Source organism: Hymenobacter duratus (assembly GCF_014698995.1).
Taxonomy (GTDB): domain Bacteria; phylum Bacteroidota; class Bacteroidia; order Cytophagales; family Hymenobacteraceae; genus Hymenobacter; species Hymenobacter duratus.
Genome location: NZ_JACWZZ010000001.1, coordinates 1,603,851 through 1,624,600, shown reverse-complemented (window position 1 = coordinate 1,624,600; position 20,750 = coordinate 1,603,851). Strand labels below are relative to the sequence as shown.

Sequence of the window (20,750 nt, the reverse complement as noted above, 5' to 3'; positions counted from 1 at the left end):
GTGGCTTTGCAGGCTGCGAGCAGACCTGAAAAAAATATCCGCTATATAACCCCCGTCCTATACTAAGCCGCGGCGTGGCCCCGTTTATGGCTCACATGAGGCCAAAAGGCGGTTTTCAGGAACCAGCCCGGCCCTCCTACTCTCCCCCATGTATGCGCTTACTTGCTCTGCTGGCTGCGGCCCTGCTGCTGACGCTCTGTGTCCCTGCCTCAACGACGCTTGTGCCCGACCCGGCTTTCCGGCAGCAGCAGTTGCGGTTTCCGCGGGTGCGGGCGGCATATGGGCTGCATCAGACCAGCCTGCACACGCTGTTGCGCCGCCATGGCATCCGACCCGAACGGCTGGAGCTGTTCGTGCGGGCCTTCAAGCTGGGGCGGCGCGTGGAAGTATGGGGCCGGGAGCAGGAAACTGGGCAGTTTGTGCTGCTGCGCACCTACCGGCTGGCGGGCACGTCGGGCACGCTGGGCCCCAAGCGCCGCTCCGGCGACGGCCAGGTGCCGGAAGGATTTTATAGCATCAACCGCTTCAACCCCGACAGCGAGTATCACCTGTCGCTCGGCCTCGACTATCCCAACGCCGCCGACCTGCAGCACGCCGCTCCTAACCCCGGCGGCGACATATTTATCCACGGCTCCAACGTCACCATCGGGTGCCTGCCCATTACCGATGCTTGCATCCGGGAGTTGTATGTGCTGGCCGTGGAAGCTCGCGCCGCCGGCCAGGCCAGCATTCCGGTCCATATTTTTCCGTTTGAAATGACCGCCGAAAACCTGGCCCGCCGCGTTGGCAGCCCGCACGCTGCATTCTGGCAGGGCCTCACTGCCGGCTACCAGTACTTCGAGGACAACCACCAATTGCTGGTAACCGGGGAAGTGGTGAAGCTGTGAAGCCAGGGCGTTGGCGGGTGGCTGCCTTGCGGCAAGGCCCCGCCTCGTGTAGCCTTCTCCGTACCTTGCGGGCATGGCCGCTTCTCTTGATGACTTACCGATTCCGAAGAACCTGCGCGACTCTGCCGTGCTGGTGCCCGTGTTCCGCGACGCGGCCGGTGAGCTGCAGCTCGTGATGGTGCGCCGCAGCAGCTTCGGTATTCACGGCGGACAGCTGGCGTTTCCGGGCGGCAAGCACGAGCCCAGTGATGCGTCCTTGCTGGCGACTGCCCTGCGCGAGGCGGAAGAGGAAGTCGGATTAGCTGCCGACAACGTAGAAATTCTGGCGGAGCTCCCCCCGATAGCCGTGCCCACGGGCTTCCGTATTGCGCCGTTTCTGGGCCGTATCAGCCGGCCGGAGGTGTGGCTGTGGCAGCAGCGCGAAATACAGGAAGTGCTTGAGATTCCGCTCCGCCACCTCGCCGACCCCAGCCAGCATACCGAGGAAGACTGGCAGCTGGCCGGCTGGCCTATGCCCCGGCGGGTGCCGTTCTACCACGTGGCGGGCGGCCACAGCCTGTGGGGCGCCAGCTACCGCATCATTCAGCCTCTTATTCAGCCTTTGTTGCAGGGGCATTGGCCCGTATAGCACCGGCACGTTTCGGCTGGCGTCCATCCTGCTTCCGCACTTATTGCGCCGGGTAGTACCGGCTGATTGCTCAGTACATATATATTTCAGCATATAATAATTGTACAATCCGAACAAAAGCACTGGATTATAGCCTAGGTTCTGGTAGAGGGCGGAATTATTCCTGCAACTTGGGCGTCTTCTCCCCATTCTTTCACTGATGAAGAAGGCATCCTTGGCAGTTACCAGACTACTCCTGATTTGGCTTGCCGTGCTGGCAGGCTCCACGCTACCCATCACAGCGCAACAGGCTCCGCCCCGGCGCGTATCCGTGAACGTAGAGCAACTCCGCCAGCAGCTCACGGCCGACCCAAGCACCAGTGCCCGCCCCGGCTCCGTTGCTGCCTACCGGGTGTTGCTGCCCACGCTACAGGGCGCCCGTACCTTTGTGCTCACCGAAACCCACGTGCTGCCCGCCGATGATGCCGCGGCCCGCCGACGCCTGCGCACCTATGTAGGCTACGAGGAAAATGCCCCGGGCCGCCGGGTGTCGCTGGTACTCACGCCTCGCAGCCTGACGGCCCAGCTGCTGGCCGGCCCGGAGTCGGCAAGCCTGCGGCCGGCAGCCGATGGCACCGGCTACGAGTTGCAGCAAACGCCGCCGGCCGGTGGGCCTTGCGGTACACTGAGTCCGGCCGGCGACGTGCTGCGCCCCGAAAACTTCTCGACTATGCCGGCCCCATTCAGCTTCGGGACGCAGCTGCGGCGGCTGCGTTACGCCATTCTGGTAACGCAGGAATACTATGCCGCCAACGGCAACTCCGATGCCGCCGTGGAGCAGGCCGTGGTGGCCGCCATGAACCAGATGTCGGGGCTGTACCTGCAGGAATTGTCGGTGAGCTATGAGCTGGTGAAGCCCAACGGCGGCACCTACTACTTCTCAGCCATGACCACGGCCACTCTTTCCAGCAGCGCGGCGGCGGCGACTGGGCGCCTGCGGGAACAGAACCTGGGCGAAGTAGGCAGCTTCATCAACGCGCGCTTCACGCCCAGCGGCTTCGATTTGGGCCATTGCTTCCACAACAATGGCGGCGGCGTGGCCTACGTGGGCATCATCTGCAACAGCACCTACAAGGCTCAGGCCTGGTCTGGTGTAACTACCAGCGGCTTCCAGCAGGTGTTAGCGCATGAAATGGGCCATCAGCACGGTGCGGCCCACACCTTCACGGGGCCCTGCGGCAGCCAGACGGCCGGCAGCAACCTGGAACCCGGCGGCGGCGCCACCATCATGGCCTACACCGATGTATGCGGCACTCAGACCCTGCAGAATGTGGTAGGCACCGAAGCCGACCATTTCAATACCCGGTCATTGGACCAGATGCGCACCAACCTGCGCAATGCCGCCTGCCCAACCGTCACGACCAACGCCAACCAGCCTCCGACCGTGAGTGCTGGTGCCGACTATGTGATTCCGCGCAATACGCCCTTCACGCTCACGGCCACCGGCTCCGACCCCGACGGTGAAACGCTGGCCTACACCTGGAATCAGTTCGACTACACGCCCAACACGCAGGCACTAGGCACTATTGCGGGCATCAACGGGCTGGCCGCCATCGACGACCCGGAGGCGCCGCTGTTCCGGCCCCGGCCGCCCCGCACCACGCCTTCGCGCACTTTTCCCGACCTGCGCTACGTGCTGTCCAACCGCAACCAACCCGCTGACCGCATCGGCGAAGCCTTGCCCAACGTGGCCCGCGACCTGCACTTTGTGGTAACGGCCCGCGACCAGCGCGCCGCCGGCGGCACCATCAGCACCGACAACGTGACGCTGACCGTGGCGCCCAACACCGGCCCGTTTGCCCTCACCACCCAAAACACCGCTTCTCTCTGGATTGGCGGGCAGCAGGCAGCCGTAACGTGGTCGGTGAACGGTACTGACCAGGCGCCCATCGGCGTGAGTCAGGTGCGAATCAGCCTTTCTACGGATGGCGGGCAGACGTTTGGCACCGTACTGGCCGCAGCGGCGCCCAACACCGGCACGGCTATCGTAACCGTTCCGAACGTGACGACCAGCCAGGCCCGCATCCGGGTAGAGGCGGTGGGCAATATCTTCTTTGATATCAACGACGCTGATTTTCCCATTGCGGGCTGCGCCCCTATTGCATCCCAGACGCTGCCGGCCACTCCCCTTACTGCAGCAACCGGCAATGCGGCCCTCAGCCTGACCCAGCAGGGCTACAGCCTGACTGAGCTTACCGGTGCAAACCAGCTGGCGGGCACCATCAGCGCCACCGACCCGACGACCACCCTGGCCGACTACAACGGCAGCACCTGCACGCGCTACGGCGGCAACGTGACTTATTACGACACGCATGTGTTCGTACCGTCAGCTACGGCTTCCTACACTATCAATAGCCCTACGGCCTTTGGCAGCATGGTGCTGCGGGTGTACGCCGGCACTGATTTCGACCCACTGAATCCGTGTGCCAACCTGCTGGCCGACAATTACACCGGTTCCCTGGCCCGCAGCATTACCGTTTCGCTTACAGCCGGCCAGTCGTACACGCTGGTGGTGTCCACTTTCAACGGAGCACCTGCTGCCGGCAGCAGCTACAGCATCAGCTTTGCCACCTTGGCTGCCGGAGGCACAGTCTACGCACCCCTACAAAGCCTCGGCTACGACTACCAGTATGTGGTGGTGAACACCACGACCAATCAGATAGCGCAGGTAGCGCCCACCGCCGATTTGCGCGCGCTGCCCGCCGGCACGTATGACGTGTATGGCTTTCTTTTCCAGCGCGGCTATGCCGTAAGTGGCCTGCAGAATGGCACACTTGTCGGGCTGCAGGCAGCCCTGGCCAGCATAGCACCGTGTGGCCGGCTCAGCACCAACGCCCGGCGCGTAACTATCACCGGCACGCTGCCGCTACCGGTAGTACTCACCACGTTCACGGGCCGAGCGGTGGACGAGGCCAACGAGCTGCAGTGGCAAACGGCTTCGGAGCAGCGTGTGGCTTACTTTGAGGTGCAGCGCAGCTCAGATGAGCGTAATTTCAAAAGCCTGGGCCGGGTAGCCGCCACCAACAGTGCGAGTGCGCACAAGTACACCTTCCAGGATGCTACGCCGCCCGAGGGCATGGCGTACTACCGCCTGCATATCCAGGATACCGATGGACAGGCGGCTTATTCGGGCGTAGTGACGCTGCAGCGCAACGGCCAGAACCAGCCGGCGCTGCGCCTGGCCGCCTACCCCAATCCGGTTCCGGCGGGCGGCACGCTTCAGGTGCAGGTGCAGGCCCGGGAAGCGCAGACCGTAGAGCTGACCGTAGCCGACGCGCTGGGCCGGACGGTGGTGCGCCGCGCTGTGGCGGTACCGGCCGGCACTTCCCCACTGGCCCTGCCCGAGGCGCGGCAGTGGCACGGTTTGTACCTGCTGACAGTGCAGGGCGCTACCGGCCAGCATCAGCAACAGAAAGTGGTACTGGAGTAGTCTTGGCACCTTCTCTGAGCGTGTGACTTTTTGCGGCCTTAATCCGGCAGAATATCGTTTTGGCACGAAATTGCGTTCTGACCAGCGACGTACTTTCTGAATTCTATGAAACGACTTTTGCTTCTGCCCCTATTGCTGGTGTTGCTGCTGCCTGATGCTGCGCGCGCGCAGCGTGAGCAGTCCATCTGGTATTTCGGCCAGCAGGCTGGGTTAAGCTTCCCGGTGGGAGGCGCCGCCCCCACCCCGCTGCTCAACAACAAAATGACTACCTACGAGGGCTCGGCGGTGGCGACCAACGCTCAGGGCCAGCTGCTGTTCTACACCAACGGCGAGTACATCTTCAACCGCCAGCACGCAGTCATGCCCAACGGCCGCAAGCTGATGGGCTCCAACTCCAGCACGCAAAGCGCCCTGGTAGTGCCCGACCCCGGTTCCGGCAACGTGTTTTACGTGTTTACGGTGGCGGCCCAGGGCACCAGCAACGGCCTGCGCTACTCCGTAGTGGATATGACCCGCGACAATGGCCTCGGCGACGTGCCCCGCGCCAACATGCTGCTCATCACGCCGGTGGCCGAGAAGCTGACAGCCGTACGCCACCAAAACGGCCGCGACGTCTGGATTGTGGCGCACCGCTGGAATTCCAATGCCTTCGTGAGCTTCCTCATTACGGCGGAAGGCGTGCAGACCAAGCCCATCATGAGCAACGTGGGCAGCATGCACGCCGGCCCCGGCCGCAATGCCATTGGCGCCATGAAATTCTCGCCCGACGGCCGCAAGCTGGCCGTGGCGCTGTGGCGTGAGGCCAACAAGTACGAGGTATTCGACTTCGACCGGAGCACCGGAATGGTCAGCAACCCCAAGACCTTTGCTCCTTACCCTGAAGCGTATGGCGTGGAGTTTTCGCCGGATGGCAGCAAGCTGTATGGCTCCAGCAACGGCGAAGGCGGCGGCCAGGCCCAGATCTTCCAGTTCGACCTGAAAACCGGCGCCGCTACGGTCGTAGGCAAGTCGGCGAACCGCAAAGTGGGCTCCCTGCAGCGCGCTCCTGATGGCAGGATTTACATTGCCCGCGAGGACAACCAGTTTCTGGGCATCATCGAAAATCCCAACGCCGAAGGTACCGCCGCCAAATACATCGACGACGGCCTGAAACTGGGGGGCCGCCGCAGCAAGCTGGGCCTGCCAAATTTCCTCACTGAGCCCGGCAAATAGCTGGCTGGCCTCCGGTTGCGGCGGCAGCCGAGAAAGCAAAAACGGGCCTCCCGCGTTTCGCGCAGGAGGCCCGTTTTCAGTAGGAGCAGGCAGGCGGGTCCGTTCACTCAGACGTGCCTTCGCTCACCCTACTTTACCGTCCCGATTTTGAAGCGGAGCGTGCCCATGGCCACGGAGGCATACGGCCGCTCGTCGCTGAGCAGGCCGCGCAAGTCGCGGGTGCCGAAGCCCAGCTCGTAAACTTTCGTGGCAATGGCGAAGCCCACGGGAATGCCTAGGCCGTAGCCCGCCCCCGACGTGGCGCCCGTGCTGAGCCGAATCCAGCTTAGGGGCTTCACATCCAGCGCAACACCATAGAACGGGGCGGGAATATTACCGGCCACATTGTTCAGCGGCATCGTTACGTCGGCGCCCACTTCCAGGCGGCTGCCCACCCGAATGCCGGCCCCGGCCCGGAACTTGGTGGGCAGGCTGGCCTTGCGCTCCTGCGCCGGCTTATACTGAAACAGGCTGTCGGTACCGGAGGCGAAAATGTCGGCCAGCTCGGAGAAGAATTCGTAGCTGTCGGCGCCGCTGGAGCGCAGCCGTTTCAGCTTCTGGTCGTTGGCGGTGAGCAGGTTGCCTTCCCAGGTCATTTGCCCGATATCAGTGACGGAGGCACCCAGCCGCACTTTTTTACCCAGCTCCGCCGCTATGCCCACATCGTAGCCATGGCCCCGGCCTACCGGCTGCAACAGCTTGTCGGTGTCCTTCTGCAGGTTGAAGCTGGGGTTGTTGACGACACTGCCATAATCTATGTCGAATTGCGGCGACAGGGCGCTGTACGCTTCCAGTTGCCCGTCTTTGGAGCGCACATCTACCACTCCGATACCCTGGATATAGCGGTAGCCCGCCCCCACCGACAGCCCAAACGCGGGCAGGCTCAGCACCTGCCGGCCGTAGGCAATGTTGTATTCGTTGTAGGCGGCCATCTGGATAGACGTGCCCTCGAGCACCTCCGACACCAGTGGCGCAGTGGCCGGGTTGAAGTTGGCGGGGTAGATGGGGGCGTCTTTGCCGAGCCACAGCAGCTCAGCCGTATTTTTGTTGAGGCCTAAATGCGTGGATACTCGCTGCCGGCTACTGAACGCAAAGCTGCCCATCACCGGCAGTACCACCGAAAACGCAACTGGCGTTGCATCAACGTTGAGGTTTAGCACATTGTCGGAAGTGAAGGCGCGGGCCATTTCCCGCTTCTGGGCCATATTGAGCTCTTCGCCCGAGTCTTCGATGAACTTGCGTAGCTGCGTGCGTGTCAGCGCCTGAGAGCCCACCCCGATGCCAAACTCGCCGATAGTAAAAGCCACCCGTGCGTTGCCGGTGCGGCCCAGGTTGGCCGGGTTGATGCCAATGGCCTGAAAGTCGGTAACGAAGGTAGTGGCAACACCGCCACGTGCTACGTTCGAGAAATTTCCCAGCTCGGTCTGGGCCTGCACAACAGCGGTAGTAGCAAGGAAAAGTGATAGAAAAGAGGCAACGGTGCGGCAGGACATGAACGGAGCTTTGGTATGAATAAATCCACAACAAATAGACTCCAATTTGCCCCGCGCCACAATACCTACTTCTAGGTATTCTCGCTTTGCTATATTTTCGGCTTCTCTCATGCCCCCTGTTCGCACGGAACAGGCAGCAAAAACCCGCCTGCCGGGCCAGCTATCCACTTCATAAAGCAGACGGCCGGCCCGGCAGGCGGGTACTGTGGTAGCCGAAACGCCGTCTTAGCGCGCCCGGCCGATTTTGAACCGCAGCACACCCATTGCGACGGAGTAGTACGGGCTGCTGTCGGAAATCAGGCCTACTACGTCGCGGGTGCTGATACCGGCCTCGTAGTGCGCGGTGGAGAAGGTGATGCCAAGCGGCACGCTGGTACCATAGCCGGCCCCTCCCGTAACTCCGGTACTCAGGCGCACCCACGAAACCGGCTTGAAGTCGAGGCCCAGCCCCACCAAAGACGAGTTGATATTGCCCGCCACTTTGTTCAGCGGCACGGCCGCATCCACACCTGCTTCCAGCTTTTCACCGAGCTGCACCGAAGCACCAGCCCGGAATTTGGCCGGCAGCGTTTCCTTCTTCTGCTTATCGGGGTTGTAGGTAAAAACGGCATCCGAACTACTTCCGAACAGCTGTGATGCTTCCTTGAAGATGTTGTAGGTATCCACCCCGCCGGACGTTACTTTCTTCAGATTCTGGTCGGTGGCGGTTAGCACGTTGCCTTCCCAGGTCATGCTGCCCAAATCGGTAACGGACACGCCGACGCGCACCAGCTCGCTGATTTCTGCCGTCAGGCCCAGGTCGAAGCCGTGGCCGGAACCCACGGCTTTCAGGCCGCTGCCGGTACGGTAGTCGAAGTTGGGGCTGGTGGTGACGGTGCCGTAATCCACTTTGAACAGCGGCGACAGGGAGCTGAAGGCATTTACCTCGCCGTCCGTTATACGCACATCGAGCATGCCAATGCCCCGGATATAGCGGTAGCCGACCCCGGCTGCCAGCTTGAACCCGTCCGTGTCCAGCACCTGCGCGCCGTAGCCCACATTGTACTCATCGGTCCATTGCAGCTGCAGCTCGGTGCCGGCCAGCGCCGCCGAAATCATGGGCGCTTTGGCCGGGTCGTACTGGCCGTTGGTCTGGTAGGTGCTCATCTGGTAGATTTTGGCGTTGGACCCGTTGAAGAGCACATCCGATGCCGTTTCATTCAGGCCCACGTGCCCTACCACGCGCTGGCGGTTGCTGAAGGCCACTGCCCCAATCGGCAGTGTAATGGCTAGCCCCACCGAAGTAGCGGCCGCATTCACATTGAGGGCGTTGCCGTTGGTGAAGCTGGCCGTCAGGGCAGTTTTGTCGGCGGGCGTCAGCTGGTCTTCGGCATGAAACGCTATGTTTTTCAGCTGCGTACCGGTCAGCGACTGAGAGCCGGCGCCCAGCCCCAGCTCCAGCAACCCGAACGTCAGGAGAGGCTGATTGTCCGTCACCCGGCCCAGGTTGGCGGGGTTGATACCCAGCGCCTGGTAATCCGTAACAAAGGGGGTGGCAACACCGCCGCGGCCGGTAGCCGTGAAGCTGCTCAGCTCGTTCTGGGCCTGTAGCGCGGTACTGGCACCCAGCAGTAAGGCAAAAGCGGCGGCAGCCAGAGCGTAACGGTTTGCATGCATAGAATCGGAGTGAAAGCGAGAATAAGACCAGGACCGGTGTGTATACTTGGCCAAATGTAGCATTATGAGGTAGTTTGCACTCCATTCTTTTCCCGGCCACCCTTTTCCTGGTCGGCTCCTCCCTGCTGCATGGCCAAGCGCTTTTCCGTTTCCGAATACACCGAAGGCATCCTCAGCGGCAACCGGGTGCTGCTCAGCCGCGCCATCACGCTCGTGGAAAGCACCCTGCCCTCCGACCAGGAACTGGCCCAGCAGGTGCTGGACGTGGTATTGCCGCATGCGGGCCGCTCGGTACGAGTGGGCATTACGGGAGTGCCGGGCGTCGGCAAAAGCACGTTTATTGAGGCCCTGGGCCTGCATCTGGTGCAGGAAAAAGGCCACCGGCTGGCCGTGCTGGCCGTCGACCCCAGCTCCCAGCGCAGCGGCGGCAGCATCCTCGGCGACAAAACCCGCATGAATCTGCTGGCCGCGCATCCGGCGGCCTACATCCGGCCTTCGCCGGCCGGCCGCAGCCTGGGGGGCGTTACGCGGAGCACGCGCGAAGCCATGGTGCTATGCGAAGCGGCCGGCCACGACGTTATTTTTGTGGAAACCGTAGGCGTGGGCCAGAGCGAAACGGCCGTGCACGGCATGGTCGACTTCTTCCTGCTCCTGATGCTGGCCGGAGCCGGCGACGAGTTGCAGGGCATCAAGAAGGGCATTATGGAAATGGCCGACGCCGTGACCATCACAAAAGCCGACGCCGGCAACGAGCTGGCCGCCCGCCGCGCCCGCGCCGAATACCAGAACGCGCTGCATCTGTTTCCGCTGGCGGCCAGCCACTGGAGCCCGGTCGTCACGACCTCCTCGGCGCTTACCGGGCAGGGGGTGCCGGAGGTGTGGGAGGTAGTGCAACGCTACGTGCAGCAGATACAGGAAAGCGGCTATTTCCAGCGCCGCCGCCAGGAGCAGAACATGCACTGGCTGCACGAAACCATCCGGGAGGCGCTGGAAACCCGTTTTTATGCGCGCCCCGAAGTAGCGCAGCAGCTCGCCGGCCTGCAACAGCAGGTGATGGACGGCCGCAAGTCGGCGTTTGGGGCGGCCGAGGAGCTGCTCAGGCTGTAGCATCCGCCGGCGCGGCACTCTTCACCGCCGATGTGGTGCCATCAGGCACTTATGTGGTGGCATTTGACACCGATGTGGTACCCGAAAGCACCGGCGCGGTACCTGCAGACACCCTGCTGGCGCGGCCGGGCGCCAACGTGGCCGGCCGCCGAGCCGCCGGAGTCCGCCGCTACGCCCGCCGGGGGCGCAGGGCCAGGTAGTCGAGGTAATACAGGATCTTGACCGACACCGAGTTGTTGTGCGGGGTGTTGATGGTGTTGCTCAGATTATCGAAATAGAGCGGCGTGGCTTCGTTGGCCTGCAGGGACGTGGTACCGGCGTTCTTCCAGACGATGCTCACCTGCGAGCCGGGCGCAAACCACCACGAATACACCGCATCAATGTTGAAGGCGTTGTAGGTGTTGGCGCGGTTGCGGGCGTAAGCAATTGGCGTTTCCTCACCGCCGGGCCGCAGGTGGGTGAAATCCTGGTAGCGGACGTTGCTGGTATAGTGGCGCAGGCGCAGCGTCAAGGACATGCGGTTGTTGAAGGTGTACGCCCCCGATACCACGCTCGACACCGTCACGACCTGGCGGCGGCCCAGCAGTACGTCTACCGGGTCGCGGCCGAGCAGTGGGTCGCCGCCCAGTGCCCGGATGACGGCCGTGTCGAGCGGCTCGCCGGAGTCAAGGCCACCATTCACGTAGCCAATCTGGTTGCGGCTCAGGTTCCAGTCGAGGCTGTAGCGGAAGTTGAGCTTGTTGTTGACACGGTAGCGCGGCGAGATACCAAACCCGATATCAAATCGGCGCGGACGCGCCAGCCGGTCGTCCTGGGCATACGGTACCAGGGTAGTGCTCACGTCCAGCGCTAACTTCTTACGGTAGTCTGAGGAGATGTAGCCCCCCACTACCGCGTTGGCGGGTCTCCTCACAAAGTAGCGCCCCAAGGGCTCCTTACGTGGCTCAAAATAGTCGCGCGTAACCGGGTACAATTCAAAATTAAAGCCTGCGCTCAGGAAGCTCTTAGTGAAAGTGGTATTCGCTCCGCCATACAAATTTGCAGCTTGGTAGCGGGTAGGCGAATACAGCAACCCATAGTAAGACCCTAGGTAGGTAGATAAGTTATTTACCTTCCAGAACGGGTTAAACTTGTTGTAGCGCACCTGCAGTTCCTGTGAGATTTTGTTATTGCCGAACAGGATGCCCAGATCGTTCGGATTGTACGTGTCCGACTCGATACCATGGCTCAGCGTCCAGGTAAATGCCCCACTGATTTTGCCTAAGCCCACGGAGTACTTGTAGCCGTCACGGTCGTCAATGAGCTTGTCCGTGCCGAACACGCTCCCACGGCGGCGCGAGTACACCACCTGCCCATCCACAGCATAGGAGTTCTTTTTGTTGGCAAAGCGAACCAAGCCGCCCGTCACGTTGGCATCGTAGGTCTGGCCGGCCCGCGTCACGTTGGTGTTGATGAGCGAGACGTAGGAGTTGTTTTTCAGGCTCTGATCAAGCACCACAATGCTGTAGTTGGCAAACGGCTGGGTCAGCACCTCCCGCTCCTGCCCGGTTTCGGTGTGGCGCACGGTAGCGTACACATCGTTGCTCAGGGCGTTGAAGATACCCACGCCGAGGCCCTTGCTGGTGCGCCCCGAAACCTTGGTGGCATTCAGCAGCCGCGTTTCGGAGGGGTTTCGCACGATTTCCGTCGTGTCGTTGTCCGGCACATCGTAGAAGCCGATGGGCGTGGCGCCCACCCGCCGCGAGTAGAACAGGTTGCCTTTGTTGAACAGCTCGGTGCCTTCGGTGAAGAACTGTCGGTTCTCGTTGAACTGCACCTCAAACGGCGAAAGGTTAAGCACCTGGTTGTCGGACTGCACCTGCCCGAAGTCGGGCACGAGCGTGGCATCCAGCGTGAAGCTCTCATTGATACCCCACTTGATGTCGGCCCCACCGTTGAAGCTGGTGGTAGTGCGGCGCGTACCGGCCTCATTAAGCGGATTGTGGTTGACGTAGCTCGACACGTAGGGCGTGAGCGAAAGACGCAGCGGCGGCTTGATGTCGCGCACGCCCTGCAGCACGCCCCACTGGTTCACGAAGCCATCAATGGCAGGCTTCACCTCGTTCCAGAAAAACGCTTGGTTTTCTTTTTTGCGCTGGCGCATGAAGTTCAGGCCCCACTGCTGCTCGGGCTGGTTGCTGAAGCGGATGGCCGAGTACGGAATCCGCATTTCCGCAATCCAGTCGGTGCCTTTAATGGCCGTGCGCGAGTCCCAGACGGCATTCCAGTTAAAATCCTCGCCGCCGGCCGGCGAGTAGCGGCAGTCCATCTGCACGCCGCCGGTCGTCACGAAAAAGCCGTAGCCGTTGAGCTTATCCTGGTAGGTGTCGAGAAAGATGCCGATGAAATCGGTGTTGCCGAAATTGTCGCGCGGCGTCAACTCCCGCAGAATGGAGTCGGCGCTGATATCGTGCATCACGGCCCCGATGTAGAGGTTGGCGTCATCGTAGAGGATGCGCACCTCGGTGGCGTGCTTCTCGGGCGGACCGGGGTTGGGGCGGTTCTGAATGAAATTGGTAGCAATGGGCGCCTGCTGCCAGGCTGCTTCATCCAGCTGCCCATCCAGCTTAATACTTTCCGTGATGCGCACGGCCTGTAGCTGCTTTTTGGGGGCCAGCGTGGTAGCTACCGTGGTAGCGGAGGCAGCGGGCGCCGGCTCCTGAGAAAAGGCTGGAGAAGCCAGCAGCCACAGGCTGGCCAGCAGGAAACAAAAGAGCAAACGGGTGCGCATCACGACAAAACGACGGGAGGAAACGTGTACCAAACGGTGGAAAGAATAAGCAGACGCACGCCGGCCGGCACAGGAAATAAATGGCACAAACGTGACGGGGAAGAAGCAGCCAGCCAGAGGATTTTTTGGGCCGATTGGGCTAATAGATGCAGCGCAGGCTATAACCGTTGCTCAACCTGAATATTTGTTTTCGATAAAATAAAACCGGCCGCCGTTGCAGCGGCGGCCGGCAGGTTTTGCGGCACTTTACTCACTCACTGAAATCTGAATATTGCGGTTGGTTTTGCTACCGTTGGTGCTGGCCGGCACATCCAGCATCCGGCGGTACTTGTCCGCCATTTCAGCCGACTGCGGCTGACCGTTCACGCGCAAGCCGCTGTCGTTTAGCTGAAATTGAAAGCTCTTGGCATCTTTGCTGATCAGCCCATCCTTGCGCAGTTCCTCCCGAATCCGGCCGGAATCGACGCGGGGCGGCGCCGGAGGTGCGGGCGGGGACAGCGGAGCCCGAGGCGCGCGGGGCGGGCGCGGAGGCATTGGAGCCGGCGCGCCAGGAGCCGGCGGTGGCGGCGGCATGTCGGAGCTGCTTGAGAAGCTGTTGCTGCTCGACGACTCATTCACGGTGAAGCCTCCGGTGCTGCTCAGCTTCTGGCCTTTGCGCTGCTCATACAGGTTGAGGTACTTATTGAGCACGGCCGTTGGCTGTTTCTTGCCATTCACCGTGAGCGAGTTGCTACGGAGCGAAAAGGTGAAGTTGCGGCGGTCCGTAATCAGTTTGTCGCGCAGCATTTCTGCTACCAAAGCTTCCCGCACAACCCCGCTTTTGGCAGCCTCGCGGCGTGCGGCCGAAGCGTCGCGGTGCGCTACTTCCATGTCGCGGTGGGCGGCTTTCATATCCCGGTGGGCTTCCTCCATATCACGGCGGGCCTCCTCAGCATCACGCATAGCTTCCTGGCGGGCTTCTTCTGCGTCCCGACGGGAATCTTCCATTCGTTCGCGCAGCTCCGTGCGGCGCTCCGTTACCCGCTCCCGCTCTTCCCGGATATGGGTGCGCTCCTCCTCAGTTTTGGCATTGCGCTCCGCTTCGCGCAGGCCTTGCTCCGCCTGCTCCAGGGCCCGACGTTCGATGTCGCCATACGACTCGCGGCCACCGCCTTCATTGCGAAACTCAAAGTTATAGTTGCGGCCGCCCTGGCGGCGGGCAGCATCTACCTGCACCCGCACGTCGCGGCGGATTCGCTCCACATCCTGCTTCGACAGGCCTGGGGCTCCCTCGAAGCGGAAGCTGCGGGCAAAATCGTCGCCGAAATTGAAGGAACTGGCATCAGCGCCACGGCTCCAGCTGTCGGGCGCCACCCGGATTACTTCGGTACGGGTTTCCGTTTTTTTGCCCTTCTTTTTCGAGTCGGCAGTTGCTTCTTCTACCCGGCGGCCATTCACGTAGAGGTCCGTCAGCCGGCCCTTTTTATCCTTCTCAATAACCACTGTGCCGGGGCCACCACGGCGCGGACCGTTCTGGTTCACTATCACAACCCGCTCGGTGCGGCTGCTTTTGGCTTTGCGCTTCTTATCGTCATCAGCTGGTGGCGCTACCACTGCTGTTTCTTCTTCCACCACTACTGGTGATTTGGGCAGCAACGGAACGGCTGGCACCGTTTCCGGAGCAGCCTGCGCCGTAGCAGTTGCCGGGGACGTCTTGCGCGCTGTGTCCTCCTCCGCCAGGAAGGGCAGGCGCTGCAGCGAGCCTTCCATGCCAGTAGGTTCTGCCGCCGGCTGTGGATCGGCGAGGGCCACGGCGGTGCTCAGCAGCACCATACCGGCCAGCACTACACAGGCCGCCATAAAGCCTTCGGTGAACGTAGGCGTGCCACGCCCCTGCACCAGCCGCCGGATACGGCCCAGTAGCGAGCCGCTCGGCCCCATGGCCGACATGGCCAGGCGCGGCGCCACCTGCGGCTCCAGGCTTCGCTCGGCAAGGGCTGCCAGCGCACGGGCCAGTGTCAATGGGTTGCCACCTACCAGCGCAGTGGCATCGTCGTCGCAGCAGTTTTCGCGCTCTGTGCGCAGGCACGCCGACAGGAACCACACAGCAGGATGATAGAAGAAGAGCGTCTCGGCAATAGCCTGCAGCAGGTTCATGAGGTAGTCGCGGCGTGCCACGTGGGCCAGCTCGTGGGCCAGAATGGCTTCCAGATACGTCTGGCTCAGGCCCGTAGCGGTGCCCAGCGGCAGCAGAATCACGGGGCGCAGATGCCCGACCACCAACGGAGCTTTCACCAGCGCCGACTCTAGCAGGGCCACGGGGCGCTGCAGGCCAGCGCGGGCGGCAATGCCTGCCAGCCGCTGCTGCCACTCTTCGGCCAGGGGCTGCACGCGGTAGTGGCGCAGGCGCTGCACATACGCCAGCCCTCCCAGCAGCCGCAGGGTCATGGCCAGCAGGCCCAGCAGCCACACGGCCACCAGCACCGGCAGGTTTTGGTCGAAGTAGTTCAGCCAGGCCTGCAGAGAGCCTGCCGACGCTGCTCCTGCCGTAGCCGGAGCGGCGGCCAGTTCCAGCGTGTGCCCCGTTATGGTATCGGCCACGCCCACGGTGGCAGGTGCTGCCGCGCTGCGGGCTGCATAGTAGTGCCGCGCAAATGTTACGGCTGCCAGCCCCAGCATAACTACCAGTGCTACCGCCGATACGTTGTAGCGCACGGTGGCGCGATGCCGGCGCAGCACCAGCAGCAATCCGGCCAGCGCCAGCGCTACTACGGCTCCCTGCCAGAGTGAGTGGACCAGCGTCCAGCCCAGCGCACGTACCAGCGCGGGAGAAAGTACTTGTTCGAGCCAGTTCATTAGTTGTTTGCTTTTGAAGTGTCGTCCTGCTGATTTTCAATGTCATTGAGCAGGCTGCGAATCTGCGCCAGCTCCTCCCGCGACGTGGTGCCGCTGCCCAGCGCCTGCATCACCAGCTTCATGGCCGAGCCCCCGAAGGCTGACTCCACGAACCGGTCGAGCAGCAGGCCCTGCGTTTCTTCTTCCCGCACCGCCGCCCGGTAAATATGGGTGCGGGCGTCATCCTCGCGCATAACGAGCGTTTTGTCGAGCATGAGCTGCAGAATTTTGAGCGTGGTGGTGTAGCCAACGTCACGCTTCTGGCTCAACTGGTCGTTCACGAACCGGACCGTGCTGGGGCCGTGCTGCCACAGGACCTGCAAAATCTCCAGCTCCGAATCGGTGGGCTTGGGAATGGGTTTCTTATTCATGATTGAAGGATTGGCCGTATTACGAATTGATTCGTATGTCAAACATATACGAATCAATTCGTAGAAACAAATTTTATCTACGATTTTTTTCGTAACACTCTGACAAATGTAAAAAAGCCGGCCTTAAAAGCCAGCTTTTTACATGATTATCAATATACTACCTAAAAAACCCTACTTATTCTGGGCATCACCGTCACTCCTGCGGCGCGTGAGCGTGACGCGGGCCCGGTGGCAGATTCCGCCCAGCGGTGGGTTGAATTTGGACACGCTCACCTTCACGGAGCGCACATGCGGAAACTCAATCAGGATTCGGTCGAGCACGCGGTGGCCAAGGTGTTCGAGCAGGCGCGCAGGAGCTGCCATTTCCTCCGCCACCACGCGGTAAAGCACCTCGTAGTTTACCGTTTCGTGCAGCTTGTCGGAGGCGCCGGCCGCGTGCAGGTCCGTCCGGATATAGAGGTCAACACCGTACTTGTTTCCGATTTTCTGCTCTTCGTCGTAATAGCCGTGAAACGCAAAAAACTCCATTCCTTCCAGTGCAATCTGGCCCATACGCTGTAGTAGTAAACTTGGTGAGGTATATCAGTAGCCGTGGTATACGGCCAACCGCAAAAAACGAAAAAGCCTGCCTCAAAAGGCAGGCTTTCAGGTAAGCTGGCTAACTGCTGAGCTTCATGGAGCAGGAAAAACCAAGCCTAGATTTCGTCGAAGAAAGATTTTTCAGCTGGGGCTGCTGCTACGGCCATACCGGGCTGGCCGGGATGCGTAACGGGCGAAGGCTGATTGATTTCGGGGTGGCCGGGGCCTACGGGCCGGATGTCGGGGGCGGGTGGCTCTACGCGAGGTGGGGTGGGCTCGGGCACCTGCGACGGCGCCGGCGGGTCGATGTGGGGAGCAGGCGAAATACCAGGGTTTTCAGCCGGCGCACCGGGCCGCTCAATCTCGGGGCCGGGGGCATGAGCCGGCGCACCGGGGTCGGGCTGCTGACCGGGCTTGGGGTTGTAGCTGCCGGGCTGAGCCGCACCTTTGGGTTCGGGCGCAACAGGCGCGGCCGAGCCGCCAAACGAAGCAGCCGACGCACCGGCTACCGCCGCTACCGATGAAGTGGAAGATGTATTGACAAACATAGGAGCGCTGGTTTCAGGTGAATCGGAAGACTGTCGATTCACCTTTACGCTGGCTGCCCGCGAAAGGATGGCCGCCGTGCTGGCTTTGGGCCGGGCTTTGGCTTTCTCCACTTTGTCCAGCGCATCGGAGGCCAGGTGGTGCAGGTCGCGCACGAGGCCGTCGAGCTGGGCTTCGAGGCGCTGGCACTCCTGCCCAAGGCCACTGACCTCCTTCTGCATCTCAGCCACCGTTTTTTCGGCCTGCTGGTAGGCATCTTCCACCACAGCGCGGGCTTTCTGGCGGGCATCGGCCAGCAGCTGCTCGGCTTTCAGCTGGGCCTCCCGGATGCGCAGCTCGGCGTCGCGCTGGGCCTGTTCCGTAATGCTGTTGCCGGTGTCTTCGGCCGTTTTGAGAGTACGATAAAGGCTGGTTTCCACCTCGCGCATCTTGCTCACATCCTGGGTGGCGTGGTCCAGCTTCACGCGCAGCTCGCGGTTTTCGTCACCCATCCGCTCCCACTGCTGCGAGAGAGTGAGCAGAAATGCCTGCACTTCGTCTTTGTCGAGCCCCCGGAAGGCTTTTTCAAAGGTTTTCTGGCGGATATCGAGGGCGGTGATTTTCATGAGGATGGGAAGCTAAAGGTGAGGAGCCGGAAGCTGGAACGGGGAAAGGCAGGCACTTAGGCACGCAGCGGCAACTGCGTAGTGGCTTGCGCCGGGTTCTTGTGTGGCGCTTACGCCGCTGCTGCCGCGCTTCTGCTCAGGCCAGCTCCCAAACGGCCAGGCTCCGGTCGTCGCTACACGAAACTAGCCTATTCTGCCGTCCCGGCCAAAACAACTTATTCACGGAGGTGCCGTGCCCGGCGTGCCGCGCCTTGTCCACTACCCGCAGCAGGGCCAGCGTGTCGGCATCCCAGAGCTTGATGCTTTTGTCCATGCTGCAGGTGGCCAGCAGAGCACCATCGGGGCTGAAGGCGAGGTGGTTGATAGTGAACAGATGCGCCACAATACTGCGGTGTTCCGCGTAGCCGGCGGCCACGTCCCAGGAGCGCAGATGCGCATCGCGGCCGGCCGTGAGCAGGTAGCGGCCATCAGGTGAGTAGCCCGCCGTGAAGATGGAGTTGGTACCGCCTTCCCACTCCTGCTTCAGCTGCAACGAATCGGCATCCAGAATGCGCAGGCGCCAGTCGGAGCCGCCTACGGCCAGCTCGCCCCGCTCCTCGTGCAGCGCCAGGCAGCGCAGGCTTTTTTCGGAGAGCTTCAGCAGAGTTTCCAGCTTGAAGTCGGTGGCACGCAGCACGGCCAGCGTGCCGTCGCCGAGGGCCACGTACAGGCGCTGCCGGGCCTGCGAATACACCATATCGAAGATGGCAGCGGGCGGTAGCGCGGTGGCAGTCACCAGCTTTTTCTCCGCCAGATCAATGACCTGAATTCCCTGAAAGTTGTGGCCGATGACGAGCAGATTTCGCTCGGGCAGGTGCAGCAGCGCGTACACTGAGTTTTCCACTTTCGCTACCAGCGCGCCATCCTGCGCAGCCTCATCCGCGTGCCAGACAGCCACCATGCCATCGGCGCCGGCCGAGTAGAACGTGTCGGCGCCGGGCGTGCCAGCCAGGGCATACACACAATCGAGGTGGCCGGTGAGGGCGGCGAGTTTCTGAACCTGCGGGCGGTGGAGGAAGGGCATAAGCAGTGGAATGTGCGCAAAGGTAACGCTCGGCGGCAGCGCAACCAGCCCATGCGTCCCTTCGCAATGGCCGTATCTTTGTGCATCACTTGTTCCCGACAGCCTTGCCGCTTCATTCCCTCTCCCCGATTTCCAGCCAGGCGTTGCTGGGCCTGTGGCAGCTCACGGAGCCAATTGATGTCCTGTGGCCTCTGCTGCCGGACCTGCTGCACTACACCGCCCGCTTCCCCGACGGCCGCGACGAAACCCGCGCCCGCCAGTGGCTGGCGGGCCGCGTGCTGGCCCACCGCCTACTACGGGAGCTGACCGATATACCAGCTACCCTCAGCAATGACGCTAATGGCCGTCCGTTCTTCGAGCAGCTGCCGGAACTGGGCGTGTCGTTGTCGCACTCCGGCGAGTGGGTGGCGGCCGTGGTGGCGCGGGGCGCGGCCGTTGGCACAGATATTGAACTGGTACGGCCCAAAGCGCAAAAGTTGGCGCCGCGGTTTCTATCGGAAGCCGAACGGGCCGACGCCGGCAGCGACGCAGCCAAACACAGCTTATACTGGAGTGCCAAAGAAACACTCTACAAGCTGCATAGCCGCCGGGGCCTGGTGTTCAAGGAGCAAATCGTGCTCGACCCGTTTGGGCTGCGGGAGGCAGGTGTATTGACGGGACACCTGCTCCTCGAAAACTCCCGCAGCCAACACCAGATCCATTACCAGCGCCCGGCTCCTGATTACCTGCTAACTTACACCATCAGTGAGCTACATGACTAAGCCGACAGGGAATCCGGCCTTTTGTCGAGACTCCCGCGTATTCAGTCAGACACCCGTTCATCGTCTCACCTTTCCGCCTTCCATGTCACTTCGCCGAATTTCCATCATTGCCGCTGCGGCGCTCCTTTTCACCGTAGCCGCAGTAGGCGTGGCCCGCGCTCAGGGTGCTCGTACTGTGGGCGACTTCAGCCTGAAAAACAGCGCCAATGCCGACGTGGCGTTGAAAAGCTACACTGGCAGCAAGGCAGTAGTGGTGGTGTTTCTGAACCCCAGTTGTGCCTATTCCAAGCTGTACCAGAACCGGCTGGCGGCGCTTAGCGCGCAGTATGGTGGCCGGGGGGTACAGTTCATGTTCATCAATGCGCCCATCAACCTGGAAGCCAGCACCGACCTAGGCGACGCCGAGAAGCTCAAAATAAAAGCCACCGCCGACCTGCCGCTGCTCACCGATGAAGGCCAGAAAGTGAGCAGCCTGCTGGGCGCCACCAAAACTCCCGAAGTGGTGTTGCTGCAGCCAGCCGCCGACGGGTTTGCGGTGCGCTACAAAGGTGCCATCGACGACAACCCGCTGGTAGAAGGCGACGTGAAGGAGCGCTACCTGCAGCAGGCCCTCGATAATGTGCTGGCAGGCCGCCCGGCCGGTGTGGCGGACAAGCGCGGGGCGGGCTGCCTCATCAAGCGCAACTAGCT

The 20,750-nt window shown here is 62.0% G+C and carries 15 protein-coding genes; 7 read left to right on the top strand and 8 right to left on the bottom strand.

The window, feature by feature from the left end; translation table 11 throughout:
• The first annotated feature begins 152 nt into the window (after positions 1-152).
• The 4 genes from IC231_RS06755 to IC231_RS06740 all read left to right on the top strand — a co-directional run bounded on the left by IC231_RS06755 (position 153) and on the right by IC231_RS06740 (position 6,196).
• Positions 153-887: a L,D-transpeptidase family protein gene (locus IC231_RS06755; RefSeq protein ID WP_211538908.1), complete on the top strand. Its 735-nt coding sequence runs from the start codon at positions 153-155 to the stop codon at positions 885-887.
• A gap of 73 nt (positions 888-960) precedes the next feature.
• Positions 961-1,515: an NUDIX hydrolase gene (locus tag IC231_RS06750; protein ID WP_190783736.1), complete on the top strand. Its 555-nt coding sequence runs from the start codon at positions 961-963 to the stop codon at positions 1,513-1,515.
• A 199-nt stretch (positions 1,516-1,714) separates the two neighbouring features.
• Positions 1,715-4,984, top strand: a complete 3,270-nt coding sequence (locus tag IC231_RS06745) for a M12 family metallo-peptidase (RefSeq protein ID WP_190783735.1) — start codon at positions 1,715-1,717, stop codon at positions 4,982-4,984.
• 105 nt (positions 4,985-5,089) lie between these two features.
• Entirely contained in the window at positions 5,090-6,196 is a 1,107-nt protein-coding gene (locus IC231_RS06740) for a TolB-like translocation protein (protein WP_190783734.1), read from the top strand.
• Positions 6,197-6,324: 128 nt separating this feature from the next.
• Here IC231_RS06740 and IC231_RS06735 read toward each other — a convergent pair whose 3' ends face one another.
• A complete protein-coding gene (locus tag IC231_RS06735; RefSeq protein ID WP_211538907.1) occupies positions 6,325-7,728 on the bottom strand; it encodes a DUF5723 family protein in 1,404 nt (467 codons plus the stop codon).
• Between the two features lie 225 nt (positions 7,729-7,953).
• Complete coding sequence (locus tag IC231_RS06730; RefSeq protein WP_190783732.1) at positions 7,954-9,384, bottom strand: DUF5723 family protein; 1,431 nt, start codon at positions 9,382-9,384, stop codon at positions 7,954-7,956.
• Between the two features lie 129 nt (positions 9,385-9,513).
• On the opposite strand from IC231_RS06730, the gene meaB reads away from it, so the two are divergent.
• Positions 9,514-10,491, top strand: a complete 978-nt coding sequence (gene meaB, locus IC231_RS06725) for a methylmalonyl Co-A mutase-associated GTPase MeaB (RefSeq protein WP_190783731.1) — start codon at positions 9,514-9,516, stop codon at positions 10,489-10,491.
• A 169-nt stretch (positions 10,492-10,660) separates the two neighbouring features.
• Here meaB and IC231_RS06720 read toward each other — a convergent pair whose 3' ends face one another.
• The 6 genes from IC231_RS06720 to IC231_RS06695 form a co-directional block, all read right to left on the bottom strand.
• Positions 10,661-13,294, bottom strand: coding sequence for a DUF5916 domain-containing protein (locus IC231_RS06720; protein ID WP_190783730.1), 2,634 nt, complete (start codon positions 13,292-13,294; stop codon positions 10,661-10,663).
• 213 nt (positions 13,295-13,507) lie between these two features.
• Positions 13,508-16,096 carry a M56 family metallopeptidase gene (locus IC231_RS06715; RefSeq protein WP_190783729.1) on the bottom strand — a complete coding sequence of 863 codons (2,589 nt, stop codon included), beginning with the start codon at positions 16,094-16,096 and terminating at the stop codon, positions 13,508-13,510.
• Positions 16,096-16,506 carry a BlaI/MecI/CopY family transcriptional regulator gene (locus tag IC231_RS06710; RefSeq protein ID WP_190783728.1) on the bottom strand — a complete coding sequence of 137 codons (411 nt, stop codon included), beginning with the start codon at positions 16,504-16,506 and terminating at the stop codon, positions 16,096-16,098. Before IC231_RS06710 ends, IC231_RS06715 begins: the two co-directional genes overlap by 1 nt.
• Positions 16,507-16,677: 171 nt before the next feature.
• On the bottom strand, positions 16,678-17,058 hold the full coding sequence (gene folB / locus IC231_RS06705; RefSeq protein WP_190783727.1) for a dihydroneopterin aldolase: 381 nt from the start codon (positions 17,056-17,058) through the stop codon (positions 16,678-16,680).
• A gap of 143 nt (positions 17,059-17,201) precedes the next feature.
• Positions 17,202-18,236, bottom strand: a complete 1,035-nt coding sequence (locus IC231_RS06700; RefSeq protein WP_190783726.1) for a DivIVA domain-containing protein — start codon at positions 18,234-18,236, stop codon at positions 17,202-17,204.
• A 136-nt stretch (positions 18,237-18,372) separates the two neighbouring features.
• Entirely contained in the window at positions 18,373-19,299 is a 927-nt protein-coding gene (locus IC231_RS06695; RefSeq protein ID WP_190783725.1) for a WD40 repeat domain-containing protein, read from the bottom strand.
• A gap of 104 nt (positions 19,300-19,403) precedes the next feature.
• Between IC231_RS06695 and IC231_RS06690 the strand changes: the two genes are divergently transcribed.
• Positions 19,404-20,060: a 4'-phosphopantetheinyl transferase superfamily protein gene (locus IC231_RS06690; RefSeq protein ID WP_190783724.1), complete on the top strand. Its 657-nt coding sequence runs from the start codon at positions 19,404-19,406 to the stop codon at positions 20,058-20,060.
• Between the two features lie 82 nt (positions 20,061-20,142).
• Positions 20,143-20,748: a redoxin domain-containing protein gene (locus tag IC231_RS06685; RefSeq protein WP_190783723.1), complete on the top strand. Its 606-nt coding sequence runs from the start codon at positions 20,143-20,145 to the stop codon at positions 20,746-20,748.
• Positions 20,749-20,750 lie beyond the last annotated feature (2 nt).

Bases quoted from the DNA above. Each gene is read 5' to 3' on its own strand.
- IC231_RS06700 (WP_190783726.1), bottom strand. From the start codon at position 18,236: ATGAAAATCACCGCCCTCGATATCCGCCAGAAAACCTTTGAAAAAGCC.
- folB (WP_190783727.1), bottom strand. From the start codon at position 17,058: ATGGGCCAGATTGCACTGGAAGGAATGGAGTTTTTTGCGTTTCACGGC.
- IC231_RS06755 (WP_211538908.1), top strand. From the start codon at position 153: ATGCGCTTACTTGCTCTGCTGGCTGCGGCCCTGCTGCTGACGCTCTGT.
- IC231_RS06695 (WP_190783725.1), bottom strand. From the start codon at position 19,299: ATGCCCTTCCTCCACCGCCCGCAGGTTCAGAAACTCGCCGCCCTCACC.
- IC231_RS06745 (WP_190783735.1), top strand. From the start codon at position 1,715: ATGAAGAAGGCATCCTTGGCAGTTACCAGACTACTCCTGATTTGGCTT.
- IC231_RS06715 (WP_190783729.1), bottom strand. From the start codon at position 16,096: ATGAACTGGCTCGAACAAGTACTTTCTCCCGCGCTGGTACGTGCGCTG.
- IC231_RS06730 (WP_190783732.1), bottom strand. From the start codon at position 9,384: ATGCATGCAAACCGTTACGCTCTGGCTGCCGCCGCTTTTGCCTTACTG.
- IC231_RS06710 (WP_190783728.1), bottom strand. From the start codon at position 16,506: ATGAATAAGAAACCCATTCCCAAGCCCACCGATTCGGAGCTGGAGATT.
- meaB (WP_190783731.1), top strand. From the start codon at position 9,514: ATGGCCAAGCGCTTTTCCGTTTCCGAATACACCGAAGGCATCCTCAGC.
- IC231_RS06735 (WP_211538907.1), bottom strand. From the start codon at position 7,728: ATGTCCTGCCGCACCGTTGCCTCTTTTCTATCACTTTTCCTTGCTACT.
- IC231_RS06740 (WP_190783734.1), top strand. From the start codon at position 5,090: ATGAAACGACTTTTGCTTCTGCCCCTATTGCTGGTGTTGCTGCTGCCT.
- IC231_RS06685 (WP_190783723.1), top strand. From the start codon at position 20,143: ATGTCACTTCGCCGAATTTCCATCATTGCCGCTGCGGCGCTCCTTTTC.
- IC231_RS06750 (WP_190783736.1), top strand. From the start codon at position 961: ATGGCCGCTTCTCTTGATGACTTACCGATTCCGAAGAACCTGCGCGAC.